The organism is Chitinophaga nivalis (assembly GCF_025989125.1).
GTDB classification, from domain to species: Bacteria; Bacteroidota; Bacteroidia; order Chitinophagales; family Chitinophagaceae; genus Chitinophaga; species Chitinophaga nivalis.
This window is the reverse complement of record NZ_JAPDNR010000001.1, coordinates 3,994,945-4,012,924: the sequence shown is the minus strand read 5'-3', so window position 1 is coordinate 4,012,924 and position 17,980 is coordinate 3,994,945. Positions and strand designations below refer to the sequence as shown.

Annotated in this window: 15 protein-coding genes; 6 read left to right on the top strand and 9 right to left on the bottom strand. The window is 48.2% G+C overall.

The features are described from left to right. Window positions 1-446: 446 nt before the first annotated feature. On the top strand, window positions 447-1,505 hold the full coding sequence (locus tag OL444_RS15980) for a WD40 repeat domain-containing protein (protein ID WP_264731662.1): 1,059 nt from the start codon (window positions 447-449) through the stop codon (window positions 1,503-1,505). 272 nt (window positions 1,506-1,777) lie between these two features. Here the strand turns inward: OL444_RS15980 and OL444_RS15975 are convergent, their stop codons facing one another. Genes OL444_RS15975 through OL444_RS15960 form a run of 4 tightly spaced genes read right to left on the bottom strand, consistent with a single transcriptional unit; the run spans window position 1,778 to window position 7,858 of the window. Then, entirely contained in the window at window positions 1,778-2,398 is a 621-nt protein-coding gene (locus OL444_RS15975) for an alpha-ketoglutarate-dependent dioxygenase AlkB family protein (protein WP_264731664.1), read from the bottom strand. Window positions 2,399-2,404: 6 nt separating this feature from the next. Beyond that, window positions 2,405-5,614, bottom strand: a complete 3,210-nt coding sequence (locus tag OL444_RS15970) for an error-prone DNA polymerase (protein ID WP_264731665.1) — start codon at window positions 5,612-5,614, stop codon at window positions 2,405-2,407. 11 nt (window positions 5,615-5,625) lie between these two features. Further along, window positions 5,626-7,119, bottom strand: coding sequence for a Y-family DNA polymerase (locus tag OL444_RS15965; protein WP_264731667.1), 1,494 nt, complete (start codon window positions 7,117-7,119; stop codon window positions 5,626-5,628). A 4-nt stretch (window positions 7,120-7,123) separates the two neighbouring features. Beyond that, entirely contained in the window at window positions 7,124-7,858 is a 735-nt protein-coding gene (locus OL444_RS15960; protein WP_264731668.1) for an ImuA family protein, read from the bottom strand. Between the two features lie 70 nt (window positions 7,859-7,928). Here OL444_RS15960 and OL444_RS15955 point away from each other — a divergent pair, with 70 nt between their 5' ends. Next, window positions 7,929-8,750: an XRE family transcriptional regulator gene (locus OL444_RS15955; protein ID WP_264731669.1), complete on the top strand. Its 822-nt coding sequence runs from the start codon at window positions 7,929-7,931 to the stop codon at window positions 8,748-8,750. Here the strand turns inward: OL444_RS15955 and OL444_RS15950 are convergent. Genes OL444_RS15950 through OL444_RS15930 form a run of 5 tightly spaced genes read right to left on the bottom strand, consistent with a single transcriptional unit; the run spans window position 8,747 to window position 14,386 of the window. Continuing rightward, complete coding sequence (locus tag OL444_RS15950; protein ID WP_264731671.1) at window positions 8,747-9,520, bottom strand: ABC transporter ATP-binding protein; 774 nt, start codon at window positions 9,518-9,520, stop codon at window positions 8,747-8,749. The genes OL444_RS15955 and OL444_RS15950 overlap by 4 nt on opposite strands. Further along, a complete protein-coding gene (locus tag OL444_RS15945; RefSeq protein ID WP_264731673.1) occupies window positions 9,520-10,491 on the bottom strand; it encodes a FecCD family ABC transporter permease in 972 nt (323 codons plus the stop codon). Before OL444_RS15945 ends, OL444_RS15950 begins: the two co-directional genes overlap by 1 nt. A 38-nt stretch (window positions 10,492-10,529) precedes the next feature. Next, a complete protein-coding gene (locus OL444_RS15940) occupies window positions 10,530-11,219 on the bottom strand; it encodes a class I SAM-dependent methyltransferase (RefSeq protein ID WP_264731675.1) in 690 nt (229 codons plus the stop codon). Beyond that, window positions 11,216-12,226, bottom strand: a complete 1,011-nt coding sequence (locus OL444_RS15935) for an ABC transporter substrate-binding protein (protein ID WP_264731677.1) — start codon at window positions 12,224-12,226, stop codon at window positions 11,216-11,218. The genes OL444_RS15940 and OL444_RS15935 overlap by 4 nt, the downstream gene beginning before the upstream one ends. Window positions 12,227-12,235: 9 nt before the next feature. Further along, complete coding sequence (locus tag OL444_RS15930) at window positions 12,236-14,386, bottom strand: TonB-dependent siderophore receptor (protein ID WP_264731679.1); 2,151 nt, start codon at window positions 14,384-14,386, stop codon at window positions 12,236-12,238. 270 nt (window positions 14,387-14,656) lie between these two features. Here OL444_RS15930 and OL444_RS15925 point away from each other — a divergent pair, with 270 nt between their 5' ends. From OL444_RS15925 to ureC, 4 genes are all read left to right on the top strand, one after another. Then, complete coding sequence (locus tag OL444_RS15925; protein WP_264731681.1) at window positions 14,657-15,052, top strand: hypothetical protein; 396 nt, start codon at window positions 14,657-14,659, stop codon at window positions 15,050-15,052. 296 nt (window positions 15,053-15,348) lie between these two features. Further along, the gene (gene ureA / locus OL444_RS15920; RefSeq protein ID WP_264731683.1) at window positions 15,349-15,654 is read left to right on the top strand and encodes an urease subunit gamma; all 306 of its coding nucleotides are present in this window, start codon (window positions 15,349-15,351) and stop codon (window positions 15,652-15,654) included. 33 nt (window positions 15,655-15,687) lie between these two features. Then, a complete protein-coding gene (gene ureB / locus OL444_RS15915; RefSeq protein ID WP_307734889.1) occupies window positions 15,688-16,059 on the top strand; it encodes an urease subunit beta in 372 nt (123 codons plus the stop codon). Between the two features lie 44 nt (window positions 16,060-16,103). Beyond that, window positions 16,104-17,972: an urease subunit alpha gene (gene ureC / locus OL444_RS15910; protein WP_264731685.1), complete on the top strand. Its 1,869-nt coding sequence runs from the start codon at window positions 16,104-16,106 to the stop codon at window positions 17,970-17,972. Window positions 17,973-17,980: the final 8 nt, after the last annotated feature.

Below are 17,980 nucleotides of genomic sequence, written 5' to 3'. Positions count from 1 at the left end.
GTTCAAAAAAATGTTAATTTAATGGTGTTAAAACATCTCGTCTTAGTTAATCCCTTCCTGTTAAGATTAAGTCATAGCTATTTAATAATTATGATCATTTAATAATATCAGCGCCCCAGGCGCTTTGTATGCCCCGCGTTCATGGGGATATGTGCGCCTTTGCGTCCGGAAGCGATAACCCCTCCTATAATTATCTGATTTCAATGTTTTCCACTATTTATTGGTATAAGGCAGGATTTTAATTTCAGTGACGCAGCAGTCTATGTGGCGACCGGGGAGGCGAAGCTGGACCTCTTTTTACAAAAGGTCTGCAAAAAACACGATAGCCAGCAGCCCACCGGCAACTACCACCGGTAAATATAACGATACCTTCATCCACTGAAAAAGTTGCAAGTGATCAGAAAAGTGGTTTGTACCTTATCTTTGCGCCGGTTTAAACAAAAAACATGAGTCAATTTCCGCATATAAACCTGCCGTTACAGCACAAACTAACATTCACTGCCAATCCGGTAAACGTAGTACCATTGCCGGATGGAGAAGTCCTGATGAACTTTGCGAGTCAGCCGCTGATTACAAAGCTCAACGCCAACCTTGAAATTGTCTGGGAAAAAATCATCCTGGGACAAAATGCGAACTATGTAAGCAGTAAACTGTCTGCCTCCTCTGATGGCCGCCTGATTGCGATTGCCGGTATGACCGACATACGCATTCTTGATGCAGCAGGCACCCAAATATTACATACCGTGGAACATGACTCCTGGGGATGGTTCCTGGGTGCTGCCTGTTATTTCACCCGTGATAATAAAACCATCTGGTACGTATTACCTGGTCATGAAAATGAACCAGATCAGCTGCAGGTAATAGATGCAGCTACTTTTGAAATACTGGCTACTTCCCCCCTGCTGGAAAGCCAGCAATACACCTATGCCTTTCACCATACGCCAGATAATGGCATTGTGTTGCTGGAAGCTGCTGCCGGCCAGGAACAATCCATCCTGATGCAGTTACAGCTGCAAGATGGCGCCATCTCCCTGACTACACTTACACAATGTAATAATGTGATCATGGGTAACTTTGCGCCATCCGGAAAAGAATTTGTGATGGCCCCTCATTATGATGGCCCCTTAGCCATTTACTCCTTCCCTGAAATTGCCCGGATAGCGGAGCAGGATCAGGAGGCTATTTTCGCCGGTAGTAAAGATTTTCCGGCTACTGAACCCGATAATATCAACTACAGTGTATATTTTGTAGATGATCATCATATCCTGATCGTTTCCCAGTTTGGCAGATTGTTATTACTGGACAGAAAAGATTTACGTTGCAAGGCGGAGGTAATGCCGGAGGGTATTGAATTTACGGCCTATGACCTGGATGGTAATCCTACTACCAATCCGGATTACATCTATGATTACAGCAGTAATATTATCAATGTAATGATGGTGCATAACCAGCTGTTGATGACGACCGGTGATGGTCAGTTACGCAGCTATGCCCTGCCTGTATGATAAAAAATGGTAAAAGTGTCTCCTAAATCCGGAGACACTTTTTTTTACAAGTTATCGAACAGCCGGCAAAACCCCTACTATGGCTGATCATCCCCATGAATAATAATATCGGGTATCGTTTTCCGAACGGCATCTTAGCTGCTACTCCATTCTCTTGCAGGATTGGAAATATGCGGACAGTTAATCAGTTACCATATGGTAAGACTGATTTTTCAGTGGAGATGTATACAGGTTTTAGCGCTATCTCTTACCGATAAAACATTGTACGATTATCAGGCAACATCCGGGGCCACCATTATTCCACCCACTTTCCTGAAAGTAAGGTTAATTCTCGCTTTCATCGGTTTAATAGACTTAGCGATACGGTGCTCCCAATATCTTTGCAGATCCCCTTTCATCAGCAGCAATGATCCATGTTGCAGTTTTATCGAATAACGACGGCGGTGATCATCTTTACTACGGAAATCAAAATGGCGCTCCTCTCCCAGGCTGATGGAAGCGATTTCTGTTTTTAATCCCGGTACCGTGTCCTTGTCTGCATGCCAGGCCACAGAATCATTATTATCTCTGTAATAGTTCAGCAAAACACCATCGAATACGATTCCGGCTGCTGCTTCCACTTTTGTTTTGAGTGCCAGCAATTCATGAGGCCAGGGCAACACCGGGCGTTGGTCGCCACTCCGGATAGGTTCCGTACCAAACCAGGCAGATAGCCGCGGTGTCAGCACTTCCTTTTCATACATCATCACTTTGCTTTGTTGCCAGGGCACAGTGTTGAGCAGCTGTTCCAGCAACCCATCACTTTCCTCTCTGCTCAGAAAAGCAGGATCATATGCTATCAAATCCTCCGGCAGCATCAACAGCCTATCCTCATCAAATAATTTCAGTTGCATGATTCACTATTTAAAATTCCTGCCTTTCGGAAAAAGTTCCGCCTGTACCATTTTAGGAGCCGGCTTTTTCATGGCAGGAGATGTATGATCACTATAAGATACCTTCATCCGCTGTTCTTCGTCAGTCGGCACCGATAGCTGATTAAGCCATGCATTGCAGTTATAGCATTTTTCAATGACAACATGTGTTACAATACCTTCCCGCTGCAATTTCCCTTCCACCATCAGCAAACGTGCTGTCACGATCTCTTTCCGGAACTGTTCAAAAATGCGGGCAAAAGCCACCAGGTTGGCGCTGCCGGTTTCATCTTCAATGGTGATAAAACAGATACCGCTCGCCGTGCCGGGTCGTTGGCGTACCAATACCAGTCCTGCTACCCTCAAAGGCGTTCCATCCGGCCACAGGTCCAGTTCCCGGATAGACAGCACCTTGCGTTCAAACAGCTGCCGGCGTACAAAACTTACCGGATGGGCTTTCAGCGATAAAGCCATGGCAGCGTAATCCTGTACCACCTGTTCGGAAGGCGTCATCAATGGCAGCTGCACCGGTGCTTCGCCGGCACTCGCTGATGGCTGGCCTTCAAAGAGCGCGTGGGGTCTGTCTGCCAATGCCGACACTTCCCATAATGCCTGCCGGCGGTCCATTTTCATAGACCGGAAAGCATCTGCATCTGCCAACCGCTCCAGCGTAGTTAAACTTACGCCGGCATCCATCATGGCATGTATATTCACATAAGACGCTGCCCTTCCTGCTATCAGCCGTTCCATCTCTTCCTGCCCCAATCCTTTTACCTGCCTGAATCCCAGTCTCAGTACCCGGTATTTGCCGGCCTGCTCTTCCAGGGTATTGTTCCAATGTGAATGGTTCACATCCACCGGACGTACGACCACACCATGATTACGGGCATCCGTCACCAGTTGTGCGGGCGCATAGAAACCCATCGGCTGACTGTTCAGCAAGGCACAGGCAAAAACATCGGGGTAATAACATTTAATCCAGCAGGAAACATATACCAGCAACGCAAAACTGGCAGCATGGCTCTCCGGAAAACCGTAAGAACCGAATCCTTCCAGCTGCTTGAATATCCGTTCGGCAAATGCCAGGTCGTAGCCTTTTTTCACCATCCCGGCAATCAATTTCTCCCGCCACTTCACCACCTGTCCGTGTGCTTTGAAAGTAGCCATGCTGCGCCGGAGGCCATCTGCTTCTGCTGCGGTAAAATCCGCAGCCACCATAGCAATTTCCATGGCTTGCTCCTGAAATAACGGTACGCCCAGGGTGCGCTTAAGAATGGCTTCCAGTTCTGGTTTAGGATACACGGCTGCTTCTTCGTTGTTCCGTCTGCGGAGATAAGGATGCACCATGCCGCCCTGAATAGGTCCGGGTCTTACAATCGCCACTTCAATGACCAGGTCATAAAACTGACGGGGCTTTAATCTCGGCAACATCGACATCTGTGCCCGGCTTTCTATCTGAAATACGCCAATCGTATCTGCTTTACAGATCATATCATACACCGCTTCATCTTCTTCCGGAATAGTAGCTAAGGTATAATGCTGGTCATAATACAACCGGAGCAGGTCAAACGCTTTACGGATACAGGTGAGCATACCCAGTGCCAGCACATCCACCTTGAGGAATCCCAGTGTTTCGATATCGTCTTTGTTCCATTCAATATTGGTACGGCCTTCCATTCTAGCATGGAGGATAGGGCAAAGGTCAGACAGCTGGTGCTGCGTAATAACAAATCCGCCGGTATGCTGCCCCAGCTGCCGCGGAAAGCCAATGTATTGGTCTGTCAGTTCCAGTACTTTCATCAGCACCGGATCTTTCGCTTTAAAGCCTTTACTGGAAGCCGTATTTCCTTCCATCCATTCGTCGGTAAATTCATACCCGGCTTTCGCCAGATGATCTACCGCATCCATCGACAAACCCATTGCCTTTCCTACATCCCGTATCGCCCCTTTCCAATGCACCTGGGTCACAGTAGCTACAATCCCTGCTCTGTCGCGGCCATATTTTGCGTAGACATACTGAATCACTTCTTCCCTGCGCTCGTGTTCAAAATCCACATCTATGTCCGGGGCTTCATCCCTGGCATCAGACATAAAGCGGGCAAACAACAGGTTTACTTTCTGGGGATTGATAGCCGTAATGCCCAAACAAAAACATACAACGGAGTTGGCCGCAGAGCCACGGCCCTGGCATAAAATATCCTGGCTTCTTGCAAAACGTACCAGGTCATATACCGTCAGAAAATATGCTGCATAATTTTTCCGGGCCATAAAAGCCAGTTCTTCCCTGATACTGTTCGCTACTTTCTCCGGAATACCATCCGGGAATCGTTCGCCGGCGCCGCGCCAGGTCAGCATTTCCAGCTCCTCCTGGGGTGTCCGGCCTTCTGTGGTGATTTCTTCCGGGTAAACGTATTCCAGGCTGTCCAGCGAAAACTGACAGGAGGCGGCTATTTCCTGTGCATGCGCCAATGCTTCCGGATAATGCCGGAACAAACGCTGTATTTCTGCGATCGGTTTCAGATAACGCTCCGCATTCTGGTACAGCCGGTATCCGGCATCATGAATCGTACATTTTTCCCTTACGCAGGTCACAATATCCTGCAGTTCCCGCCGCTCCGGATGATGATAGTATACGTCATTCGTAGCTACCATACCAATATGCAGCGCGGCGCAACACTGCGCAATGCGGTACAGTTTCTTCCCGTCATTGCCCCGGTAAGACCACGACGCCGCCATGTATAAGTCCGATTTGAAATGTTGCCGGTACTCCCTGGCCGCTCTTTTAAAATCATCTTCAAAATCAAAAGCGCCATTTAAAGCAACAGGTGGTATCATTACGAATTTGATGCCTGCTGCATATTGATACACATCTTTTTTATAGAGTATACATTTACCTTTTTCCGTACGGAGGTTACCGGTAGACAACATGGCTGACAAACGGCCATAGGCAGCCCTGTCAGTAGGATAAGCCAATAATGGCGGCCCATCCTGTAAATCCAGCCGGCAGGCAGGGATGATCCTGATATCTTTCCCTCTTGCGGCCGCATGCGCCCGTACAATACCGGCCAACGTATTATGGTCAGTAATGGCTATCGCCGTGTATCCCAGGCTGAGTGCCTGTTCCACAAGTTCTTCCGGGTGCGATGCGCCCCGTAAGAAGCTAAAATTCGTTGTGATCTGTAATTCCGTATATCCCATACCGTTATTATTCACGCAAAGTATCCGTGTATAAACCACTCCGGCTTATGTTCGCCATAATGCCCGGAGCGAAACAACCAATACCTGCCTCCTGCTTCATCTTCCACCTGATAATAATCTCTTTGTAATCCTTTCTCTATCCACCATTCCCGTTCTATCCTTTCCGGCCCGTCGGCCTTCACCACCTTATGGATGTTGCCTTTATGAATAAAAAGAATAGGCGGGTAATCGGGAATGGGTACCGACACTTCGATGCGCACCGGTGCCCCCAACAGGCTTACCGGCCGCATGGGATATTCCGGCCAGGCCACTGCCGCCGCTTCCTGGATGTCTGTGGTTTGTCTGATGGAACGTTCCGGCCAGTGGTGCTCTTCAGGCAGGTAGCGATGAATGGCCGCGGCGCCAAGGCGGTTTTCCAGCCGATCCAGTAATTTAGTCACGGCCTCTTTTTTCCCGCAGGTGTCCAGGTCCCATAGCCGTTCCTGTTGTGTCGTCAACCCTTCTACGACCGGCGCCTCCAATACAAACAGCTCGATACCCAGATCGGGTTCGATGGTTTCTATTTTCAGTTCGAAAAGCCGGAACAGGTGTTCCTGGTTACGTACCGGACTGTTGGTGCCGATGGCTATCTGTTGCTGCTGGCCATCGGTGCGGTAACATACCAGCCTTGCTTTACGCAGCCCTTTCTCTTCCTGTTGGAGCCGCTGACAAATCATTGCCAGCAGTTGCCGGATGGCCAGCTCAATGCCGGGAGCCGTTCGTATCGGATCGAAGCAGGGAAGCCGCTCCAGGTAAGGCACCGGTGGTTGTACCGGCACCAGTAGTTCCGGCAGATGGCCGAGTACTTTGCCAAGGCATTCCTGTACCTGCAGCCCGAATCGCCGCCGCAATACAGCCGGTGGCATATCCATAAACAGCCCTATCTGCGTAAGACCTAATTTCCGCAGGCGGTCTACCACAGCCGGCTCCAGCCGCAATGCTTCCGGTGGCAGGTAGCGCATGACAGCTGCCTGGCCTCCCTGTGCAATGACCGGATGAGTGCTCCCATACCGGGCCACTGCCCAGGCTGCCGCCATCGTATCTGCAATAGCGGCCCGTACATGATAGCCGCCGCTCTGTAGCCTGGTAACTATATTTTCGAAGTAAGTTTCTTCTCCTCCCCACAGGTGCGTACAACCACTGATGTCGAGTATCAGGCCGTCGGGGCCATCTACGCCGGTGATAGGCGTAAAACGATCACACCATACGGCGAGAGATGCCAGCAGTTTCTCCTGCGAAGGATCTTCCTCATAAAACAACAGGTCCGGATATACCGCCCTTACATCTGCCAGCACGGTACCTGGCAGTATGCCAAGTCTACCGGCCTCACGGCTCACCGCCCGGATGACGACCCTTCCCCGCTCCCGGGCAACCAATACAAAAGGCTGTTGACGCAGACCCGGGTAGCGCAGTGCCAGCCGGTCAGCCGCCAGATGGCGAAACCATACAGCCATGTAACGCTTCATACAACTAACCTGCTTTGATATAAATATTTTGTTGTTCCGTACTTTCACTACCGCCATGCTGAAACTGTTGCCCATCCCATGTTATCGGCCAGTTGCCAGGTTTTCCGTTCCGGACTTTCAGCAGGGATACCTGCCATTGCGGATCACCAACACCCGGCAAGCCTGCTTCCCGCAGACTGGCCATGGGACTAATCATCCAGCGGGTAGTACAAACGGTATTTTCCACGCTTCGCGGGCGATGCCGGTGCAGCAGACAGGGTACGCCGCTTTTTTCTATCGCCAGTTGAAGGCGTCGTAATGCAATGGGAGGAACATCCGGAATCTCTCCTACCACGGCTGCCAGGGCATTACATTTCAGGCACTCCTCCACCACCCAGAGCATTTCTTTCTCCGTTACCAGGTCTATAAAAATGATCCTGTCCGGTACAATACAAAATGTTTGCAGGGCCGGTGGAAACAGCATCCGGTGCGCCCCCACCCAAACAGCCATCTCCGGACCTTTCATGATACGGCTCAACAAACCGGCCATGAAACCCAGCGTAGCAGCCGCCGTTTCACTCGTATGACTGATAAACTCATGGGTGCCCCGGAAAGGGAAACAATGCCCTGGAAACGCCTTATTTAGGGGGCCCAGGTCAGGATGATCATTGACATAGGATGAAAATACAGTCCCCCCGGAAGAAAGAATTTCTCCTCTCAGCCTGGCTATCACCTCATTTCTTGCAGCTGACTGTTTCATATTTCAAAAAGTTGACTTACATTTGGCATTATTAGTGCCATTTTGCTGGCAGTAATAATGCCAAAAAAATATGAAAGAACAAAATAATTTTTGGGCCGCTAACCTGAAATTTCTCCGCAACAGGAAAAAAATAACGCAGGATGATCTGGCGGCTGCCCTGCAATTTACCCGTACCAAACTAAAGGCATTGGAAACCGGCGCCACCCGTAATCCGCTGTTGGAAGACCTGGTGCTGATATCTGATTTTTTTAAGATTGATATGGATACTTTCGTGCGCCTCGACCTGTCGCGGCTCGGGGAATTGCATCTGCGCGAACTGGAAGCCGGGGATATGAATTATGTAACCGGGAAAAAGATGCGGATACTGGCCACTACGATTACACCGGATAATAAGGAACAAGTGGAAATGGTTGCTCACAGTGTTCAGGCCGGCTATACCGCAGGTTTTGCTGACCCTGATTATATTTCCAGCCTCCCGGTGTTTCATATGCCGCAACTCCCGGCAGACCGGAAGTTCAGGATGTTTCCCGTTAAAGGCGAATCCATGTTACCTGTTCCGGAAGGCGCCTATGTTATTGTAGAATATATACAGGACTGGTCTGCCCTGAAAGACGGTACGCCCTGTGTGGTGATCACCAAAAATGAAGGCATTGTATTTAAGGTGGTCTATAACCGTATGCAGCAGAACGGCTTACTACACCTGGTTTCACTGAACCCGTTATTCAAACCTTATGACCTTCCGGTAAGAGAAGTGCTGGAAATGTGGAAATACCATAGCTACTGGACGAATACCGATTTGTCGCCACAGTCAGACATGGACGCTATTTTACAGGCATTGGGAAAACTGGATGCAAAGGTGGACCAGCTGGTAAATACGCATACTCCGGGCTAACAATAACGGTCTCCCACCGGCAATACAATCGGCAGGTCATCATGCGGGATATGCAGAAAATTCGTGTTGTACACGGCTTTCAGCATATCCAGTTCCGGTACAGCCGCATTGGCCGCCGGTACCACGGTTTTATTCAGCATAAAAAAGAAATCGTCTGCAAACTGATAAGCCAGTGTAGGATTGTGCATGATGGCTATCACCGTGCGCCCATCTGCCACAAATGCTTTGAGCTTATTCATTAAAAAGTGCTGATAGTATACATCCAGATGATTCGTAGGTTCATCGAGGATAATAATTTCCGGGTGTTGCATGAGTAAGCGGCCGATCATCACCATCTGCTGTTCTCCACCCGACAGCTGGGGGAAGCGCTTCTTCCGAAGCCCTTCCAGTCCCAGTTCTGCCAATACCTCCGCTACCATTACCCGGTCTTTTTCTGTGGGAGCAAAGCCAGAGAAAGCCGCGCGGCCGGTCAGCAGCATATCTTCCACCGTAAATGGAAACACGGTCTGATAAAACTGCGGCAAAAAACCGATCTGCCTTGCTTTCTGTTTATAAGTAAGCTGATCTATCGGACATCCCTTTACCTCCACGACGCCCTTGTAACCAGACAATATCCCCGTGATAGACTTAAACAAGGTGGATTTTCCACTGCCATTGGTGCCCAGCAGCACCGAAAACCGGCGCGTGCCAAACCCTGCATTCACATTCTCCAGAATGGTTTGTTTACCATAGGAAAAATTCAGCTGCTTTATTTCGATCGCTAATTCCATCAGTGCCAGTTTAATTTGTTTTTACGCATCAGGTATATAAAAAACGGTCCCCCCAGCAGCATGGTGAAGATGCCCACCGGTATTTCAAAAGCGAAAAGAGAACGGGAAAAATTATCGATCACCAGCAGAAAGGTCCCACCCAGGAATATACTGGCGGGAATAGCTTTCCGGTTATCCGCGCCCAGCATCATCCGCACAATATGTGGCAGGAAAAGTCCGTAAAAGCCAATCATCCCTACCGCCGCCACAGTGATGGCTGTCAGCAGGGTGGCGCAGCCGATCAATATCCATTTGTCCAGCCCGGGATTCACACCGGATGCTTTCGCGGCCTCATCTCCCAGCGATAAAATATTGAGGCGCCACCGGTAAATAAATACAATCACCAGCGCCAGTATAACGGGAATGTATATACGCCTTAATTCCTGCCAGGAAGCAGCATGCAGGTTGCCCATTGTCCACTGCACAATTGCCTGCAGTTTGTAGGGATTGCTGATGTATTGGATAATGGCCAGTCCTGCTGTAAAAATGCCGGAAATCACCATCCCGGATAATACAATGGTGACGATGTTGACACCTGATCCTGACCGGGCAATCAGATAAGACAGTAGTACCGCCAGTATCCCGCCTGCAAAAGCAGCCAGGCTCACCGGAATCAGGGCGAAGGTCATTGCCAGCGCAGCGCCGAATGCTGCCCCGGAAGAGATGCCCAGTACATAGGAATCGACCAGTGGATTACGGAATATGCCCTGCAGCACGGAACCGGAAACAGACAACGCTGCCCCCACCAGAAAAGTCATTAATACCCGTGGCAGCCGAACGTTATAGATGATATTCTTTATCATCGTCCAGCTCTCCTCTTCCGTTACTGCAAGCGATGCCCCCACCATGTTTTTGTATGCCAGCTCCAGTGCCGCACCCATCTCCGCCTGACCGCTTGAGCCGATAAAAAGCGAACATAAGATGACCGGCACTGGTAGTGCATAACATATTAAGTAGATAATTCCCTGTTTCAATGTAATGGCTTGTATCCTTTGAGTTCAAACAGATCCGACGTTCCTTCCGGTTGCAGCAATACCTCATCTTCCCTGGCAGCTGCCGACACCTCCACAAACCCGGCCGCCTGCAGTATGGCTACATCCTTCGCAGGACGTGGATGCTTCGAAATATCCAGCTGGCTCTTGATCCGGTTCGCCTCTTCCATAATGTCTGCCGGGTATTTTTCGTGTCCCTCCTGACTAAACCGGCAGGCGCCAAAGTCACCATCAAAGTTCAATAACAAACCACCAGGGGTTAATACCTTAAAACACTCCCTGTAAAAAGTTTTTACATCAGGAGTGGTCCAGGTCATGAGCCGGGTGAATACCAGGTCGAACCGGTTCTCCGGAAAAGCCAGCTGCTGGGCGTCCATCACCTGATAGTTGACGGGCACGTTGAGCGCCGCGGACACTGCTTTTGCTTCGGTGATCATATTTTCAGAAATATCTACCGCGGTGACTTCATATCCTGCCTGTGCCAGGATATTGGCGAAATAACCGGAAGCGGTGCCTACTTCCAGTACCCTGTTGCCTTGCAGCCGGGGTAATAACAGTTTAAAGTAAGTCAGCCACTGCTGTGTTACCGGCTGGGTCCATGCGTCTTGTTTTTCTTCCCGCCAGATGGCGCTTTGCTTATCCCAATAAGCTGCTATTTCCTGCATCATAATAAGGTGATTAACTGGTTACCGATTACCGGACCGTAATAGGTTACGATCATCTTTTTCACTTCCTGCAACGCCGCTTCTTCTGTCTGTCCTGTTGCCCATCCTTTGATACGCGTTGCCGCGATGGTTGATTTGAGGGTATGTGGATTATAAAAAAACATCGGCATCAGGTTATAGATGGCTTTGTTTTTTACGGCCTTTATACCCGAGAGTTCTTGTTTATTATAGAACAAATCAGCCGGATCATTCCACATCACGATCATATCCGGGTTCCAGCTGATCAGCGTTTCTGCATTGATGTTCGGCTGGTCCACAGGGGCCGTGCAGGCATTCCATACGCCGGCAAATTCCAGGCAATCGTTCATCATGCTGTTTCGGCCCGTGGTCGCATAAATGCGACCATTGGCCCAGGTGAAGTAGGCTTTCTTTTTATCCTTCTCCGGTACCGCCGCAGCAGCCAGCTGCATGGTATCGAATTGTTGTTTCGTATAGGCCACCAGCTCATGGGCTCTTTCCACCGCGCCGGTAAGCAGCCCCACATCTTCCAGCTCCTTTAATACCTGGTCATACTTTTCCGAAGAAGCCAGGTATACGGCGATACCCATGTCTTTCAGGCTTTGAATAGTACCGTCGCTCATGTGTTTGGCAATGACCAGATCAGGTTTAAGCGCCAGGATACTTTCGAGGTTGGCGGTTTCGTTGCTGCCGGGAATGGCCAGGCGTTTATCTCTTATCCGCTCGTCGATCAGGCTGAAAGGCACAAACGCTTCTTTATCAGAATACGTTTCTGCGGGTATTCCGACCAGCTTATGTTGCACCTGCAACATATATATGGCATCCAGCATGGGCTCAAACAAACACACGATTTTCTCCGCAGGTTTATTTAAAAGCACTTTGTTGCCTTGTACATCCGTTAATGTTATGGCGGCATCGTCTCCCGCACGCTGACCGGGATTGCAGGCTGAGAAATACATCAGCAAGGCTGCTAAAATAAATATATGCTTCATATGCTATCATTATAAGTTAACCGTCAGTGAGCAACGGAAATTACGTGGCGCCACCTGTACCCAATAATACATGTCGTTTCGCTTCCACGCAGTGCTGTACAAATGATCATCCAGGATATTGTTGACGATCAGGTTGAGACTATACTTTTTTCTTGTATAGGAGATACCTGCATCCAGGCGGAAGAAATCTTTCAGTGCTTCCGGGTTGGTGCTGGTATAACGTTCTGCCCGGCCGGCCATGTATTGATATCCCGTAGAAATAGCGATACCAGGCAGTTTGGCAATGGGCAGCGCATAATTCAGCCAGGTGTTCTGGATATGTTTTATTCTGTTGGGTGTTGCCATACCTACCATCTCCGGATTCTTCTCATCTTTGGTAATTTTCGATTCGGTGAAGGCGTAATTGACCACGATGTTCAGACCTTTGGCTACCCGGCCCCTGACATCCAGCTCCACCCCTTCTGATTTATTTTCTCCCGTCTGATAAATGTCGTTGGACACAGGATCTCTCAGGATCGTGCGTTTCCGGTAGATCTGGTAAACAGATAAGGTGGTATTCCACGTACCGTCGTGCCAGTCTTTCTTCACCCCTACTTCATAGCTTTTACCTGTCAGTGGTTTCAGGGGTGTTTTATCATGGGCTACACCTGCCTGTGGCAGGTAGGAATGATCATATAAGGCATATACACTTGTTGTGGGCTGCAACATGTAGTTAACACCTATACGTGGAGTGACTACCAGGTCGCTGGCATCCGTTTTAGTGCCGTACTGATTAAAGTTGGCGTTGGACTGTGTCATCCGGAGGCCTGCGTTCACTTTCAGTTTATCCGTTAACGATATTTCGTCCATCACATAGGCAGACACATAATGCAGCCGGCCGTTTGTCCGGTTACCTTCTCCCGTAATATCATTTTCTGAATCAAATGACCCGCCTATGCCGTTGTTGTTGGTGACCTCTCCATATTTCGGATGGGTAATACTCAGCGGATAAACCGTGGTGGCGGTACCCCAGGTATCGGTGGTGTTGTTGCGCTTATCATTATAATCTATTCCTGCCATCACAGCATGACCGACGGTACCTGTTTTAAAGCGGCCCTGTACATATGCCTGTGCGGAAAAAGTATTATAGCCTACGCCATCATATACATGGTACCGGTTCAGTATATCGGGGTTATTGTTATTTTTTCCATACACCCAGAATATACTACCGTTATATTCATTGTTGATATTACTGATACGGGTAGTCAGCTTCCAGTTATCATTGAGTTTATGATCCACTGTGAAGAAGATATTGTGATCGTAGGCCCTGTAAGGTCTGATATTGGGATCCGTTATGGAGAAATCCCGTGGTAATGTGCCATAGCCATATGGTGACATCTGTGCCTCGCTCAGCAACATATAATTCATCTGCTGATAAATATACTCGAGGGTGAAGGATGTTTTTTCACTGGCCTGGTATTTCACGGCTGGCGCAATCAATATGCGATTACTATTATCGAATTTCATAAATCCGTTGGTAGTCATTCCCATCAGATTGAACCGGTACTGCCATTTCCCTTTGTTATCCAATACGCCCCCCATGTCCGATTCAGCACGGAACAGCCCAAAACTGCCATGCATCATTTTAAATGTATGCTGTTTTTTTCCGGTAGGTTTTTTAGTGACAATATTATAGGAACCTGCAGGATCGCTAAGTGCGGTCATAAATCCTGACGGGCCTTTTACAAATTCCACGGCTTCAATCATGGCAGCATCATCCCCCAGCGGACCTTTAATCAATGGTCTCAGGTCTACACCATTGCGCTGTGCATTGATGTATCCTCCCCGGGAATAGATATCCGGCGACACCGCATTATGCAGTTCTTCGCGCATGGTACCACTCACATTACGCGCAACACTTTCTATCAGATTAGTGACTACCTGGTCTCTTAAAACTTCCGCACTGATAATCTGAATATTTTGCGGTGTTTCTATTAATGGTGATTGCAGCCGCAAGTCAGAAGATATCTTATTAAGATTATATTTCTTGTAGTATTTACTGGTCACAGTCAATTCATCCAGCATCAGTACCTTTAACGAATCTGTCGTTTCTTTTTCCTGAGCAGAAACGTGCAGACAAGCAAAGGCCAATGCCGCCAGGGACATAGTTTTCCTAAGCATATTGAGTAAAAAAATTAATAAATAAAATTGGCAATAGAAGAAGGCTGTGTATCAACAGCGTGTAGCCATGTGTGCTAGTAGAAGTAGCAAGAATTTTATTTTCGTGCCACGAAGGTCGTTTTTTTTGCGTTAACAAAAAACGTCATCAGCAAAAAAGTTTCAAACAATATGTTAAAAGATCCGCAACAAAACATAATTAATCCAATTTAGCTCTTGTTGTTTAATAACTTTTTACTACTTTCGCCGCAATTCATACGCAGTCACACTTTCATGCGGTTACAAAAATATACATATCAGTTTATCCGCCGGCTTTCTGCCGTACTCTCCATGCTGTTATTCACATGGGTGACTGTTAGCATGCCTTATATTTTAATTAAACAGGCAGAACATAAACAAATTCTATATTCTATCAATAAGGATAATACCCATTCCGCTTCCGATATCAATGATGAGTACTCCGATATCAATGAAGAGCGCTCCGGACTTAATGAAGAGCGGATGGAAGAAGACACGCCCCTTTCCGAATATCTTTGTGAGGGGAAAGATGCTGTTTTTATTATCCCTGATCCTGTTCAGCTCATTATGGGAGAAGATACCTTCTATCTGGATAACCACTCCCTTGAGCTAATAACCCCGCCTCCGGAAGGCCACCTTACTTTAGCCTGATTTTATTTTCGTTTCTATGGTGAATAACGTGTAGAAGACGTTATTCCGTCCAGCCATTTTTCAAGGTTGTCATTTGTGAATTTATTCTCTTTTTATTGCGAATAACGCATAGGAAACGTTGTATCGTGCGGTCTTTTCAAGGCTGTCACCTGCCGCATTTATTTCTATTTCCATAACCGGCAACGTATAAAAATGCAGTGCTGTTCAGCCTTTTCGGGCTGTCCCTGCCATGCCTGTGTCCATCCACATAGGGGAAGTCATCTAAGAATATTCAATCATAATAAAATACAATTACTATGCATCTAACCACCCGGGAAATTGAGAAGCTGTTGTTACACCAGGCAGGAGAGCTTGCTGCCAAACGGCTTAAACGTGGGGTGAAATTAAACTACCCGGAATGTATTGCCTACATCTCCAGTGAAATTATGGAACAGGCCAGGGATGGTAAAAAATCGGTGGCAGAACTAATGGAATGGGGCACAAAGCTGTTGACCAGAAGTCAGGTGATGGAAGGCGTTCCGGAAATGATCCACGATATCCAGATTGAAGCGTTGTTTCCGGATGGCAACAAACTGGTCACTGTCCATGACCCCATCCGATAACATCAATTGCTTAACCTGTTAAATGAATTAATTATGATACCTGGAGAAATCATTCTGAAAAGAGAAGATATTATCTGTAATGCAAAAAAGAATACTGCCAGAATAGAAGTAAAAAACACCGGTGACCGCCCTATTCAGGTGGGCTCCCACTTCCACTTTTTTGAAGTAAACAAAGCGCTTGATTTCGACAGAAACAAGGCATTCGGCATGCGACTTAACATCCCGGCCAGTACAGCGGTGCGCTTTGAGCCCGGAGAAAAAAAGATGGTAATTCTGGTTGAATTTGGCGGCAAAAAAAATATCCATGGTTTCAACAACCTGACCAATGGTAATGTCACCAGCAATACGGTTAAAACGGAAGCGATAGCCAGAGCGAAGAAGAACAATTTCAAAGGCGCCAAATAACCGGCATCGTTTGAAACATTTCACTTTTCATTAAATCAAATAGTATGTCTGAGAATAAAGAGAATAGAAAAAAAGGTGGGAGCTGGAACAGAAGAGAATGGATAAAAATCGTGGGAGTTACCACCGCCGGCTTAACGGTACTGGGCCTAAACAAGGCCTTCGCTCAGAATAGCAACGAAGTAAGATTTGAGAACGGTAACCTATATATAAAACGCGAGAAATATGCTTCCCTCTTCGGTCCTACTACCGGCGATAAAATGCGCCTGGCCGATACGGAGCTGTTTATTGAGATAGAAAAAGATTACCAGGTTTACGGCGAGGAAAATAAATTCGGCGGCGGTAAAACCGTGCGGGATGGTATGGGACAGGCCACTTCCGCGCTGGACAAAGATGTGCTGGACCTTTGTATTCTCGGCGCCACCATCATCGATCACTGGGGAATCGTGAAAGCGGATATCGGTGTTAAAGACGGTAAAATAAAAGCCATCGGTAAAGCTGGTAATCCTGATACACAGGACGGCGTTACACCGGGCATGATCATCGGTCCGGGTACAGAAGTACATGGCGGCTGGGGCTACATCGTTACACCTGGTGGCATCGATACCCACATCCACTTTATCTGTCCTGAAATCATCGACACGGCGCTATACAGTGGGCTGACTACCCTGATTGGCGGTGGTACCGGTCCAAACGATGGCACCAACGCTACTACTGTTACCGCCGGTAAATTCTTCATGGAAAAGATGCTACAGGCATCAGAGGAACTGCCTATCAACGTGGGCTTCTTTGGCAAGGGTAACGTATCCAACGAAGAAGCGCAGGCCGAAATGATCAGAGCCGGTGCTTTAGGTATGAAAGTCCATGAAGATTGGGGCGCCACGCCATCTACCATCGACATGGCGCTGCGGGTAGCCGACAAATACGATACTCAGGTAGCCATTCACACCGATACCTTAAACGAAGCAGGTTATCTCGAAGATACCATCAATGCCATCAACGGCCGGGTGATACACACCTTCCATACAGAAGGTGCTGGCGGCGGGCACGCACCGGATATTATCCAGATTGCGATGTATCCCAACATCCTGCCTTCTTCCACCAATCCTACCAAGCCCTATACCTTTAATACCGTTGCCGAACACGTGGACATGCTGATGGTGTGTCATCACCTGAGCCCTGAGATCAAGGAAGATGTTGCGTTTGCCGATTCCCGTATTCGCCCTTCCACCATCGCGGCGGAAGACGTTCTACACGATCTGGGCGTCATCAGTATGATGAGCTCCGACTCTCAGGCAATGGGCCGCGTTGGGGAGGTGATTACCCGTACCTGGCAGACTGCCCATAAAATGAAAATACAGCGGGGCGCCTTACCGGAAGACAACAAACACGGCAACGATAATTTCCGGGTAAAAAGATACATGGCCAAATACACCATCAATCCGGCGAAATCGCACGGTATCGATGAATATGTAGGTTCTATCGAGCCGGGCAAGATTGCCGATCTCGTTATCTGGAGACCGGAATTCTTCGGGATAAAACCTGAGATGATTTACAAATCAGGTATGATTGTAGCCTCAAAAATGGGTGATCCCAACGCGTCTATTCCAACACCACAACCTGTGCTCTACCGGAAAATGTACGGCGCTTATGGCGCAGCAACCGCACAGACCAGCTACAACTTCGTTTCCAAAATATCCATAGAATCCGGCAACATCGGGAAGCTGGGACTGAAAAAGAAATCGCTGCCGGTAAAAGGATGCAGAACCGTAGGTAAGAAAGACATGGTACACAACAATGCCATGCCTAAACTGGAAGTGGATCCGGAAACATATGTAGTAAAAGTAGACGGCAAAGTGGCCACCTGCGAGCCTTTGAAAGTGCTCCCGCTGGCACAGCGTTACCTGTTGTTTTAAACGATGTA

Excerpts from the sequence above, each read along its gene's own strand:
- OL444_RS15980 (WP_264731662.1), top strand. The coding sequence starts at position 447 with ATGAGTCAATTTCCGCATATAAACCTGCCGTTACAGCACAAACTAACA.
- OL444_RS15975 (WP_264731664.1), bottom strand. The coding sequence starts at position 2,398 with ATGCAACTGAAATTATTTGATGAGGATAGGCTGTTGATGCTGCCGGAG.
- OL444_RS15970 (WP_264731665.1), bottom strand. The coding sequence starts at position 5,614 with ATGGGATATACGGAATTACAGATCACAACGAATTTTAGCTTCTTACGG.
- OL444_RS15965 (WP_264731667.1), bottom strand. The coding sequence starts at position 7,119 with ATGAAGCGTTACATGGCTGTATGGTTTCGCCATCTGGCGGCTGACCGG.
- OL444_RS15960 (WP_264731668.1), bottom strand. The coding sequence starts at position 7,858 with ATGAAACAGTCAGCTGCAAGAAATGAGGTGATAGCCAGGCTGAGAGGA.
- OL444_RS15955 (WP_264731669.1), top strand. The coding sequence starts at position 7,929 with ATGAAAGAACAAAATAATTTTTGGGCCGCTAACCTGAAATTTCTCCGC.
- OL444_RS15950 (WP_264731671.1), bottom strand. The coding sequence starts at position 9,520 with ATGGAATTAGCGATCGAAATAAAGCAGCTGAATTTTTCCTATGGTAAA.
- OL444_RS15940 (WP_264731675.1), bottom strand. The coding sequence starts at position 11,219 with ATGATGCAGGAAATAGCAGCTTATTGGGATAAGCAAAGCGCCATCTGG.
- OL444_RS15935 (WP_264731677.1), bottom strand. The coding sequence starts at position 12,226 with ATGAAGCATATATTTATTTTAGCAGCCTTGCTGATGTATTTCTCAGCC.
- OL444_RS15930 (WP_264731679.1), bottom strand. The coding sequence starts at position 14,386 with ATGCTTAGGAAAACTATGTCCCTGGCGGCATTGGCCTTTGCTTGTCTG.
- OL444_RS15925 (WP_264731681.1), top strand. The coding sequence starts at position 14,657 with ATGCGGTTACAAAAATATACATATCAGTTTATCCGCCGGCTTTCTGCC.
- ureA (WP_264731683.1), top strand. The coding sequence starts at position 15,349 with ATGCATCTAACCACCCGGGAAATTGAGAAGCTGTTGTTACACCAGGCA.
- ureB (WP_307734889.1), top strand. The coding sequence starts at position 15,688 with ATGATACCTGGAGAAATCATTCTGAAAAGAGAAGATATTATCTGTAAT.
- ureC (WP_264731685.1), top strand. The coding sequence starts at position 16,104 with ATGTCTGAGAATAAAGAGAATAGAAAAAAAGGTGGGAGCTGGAACAGA.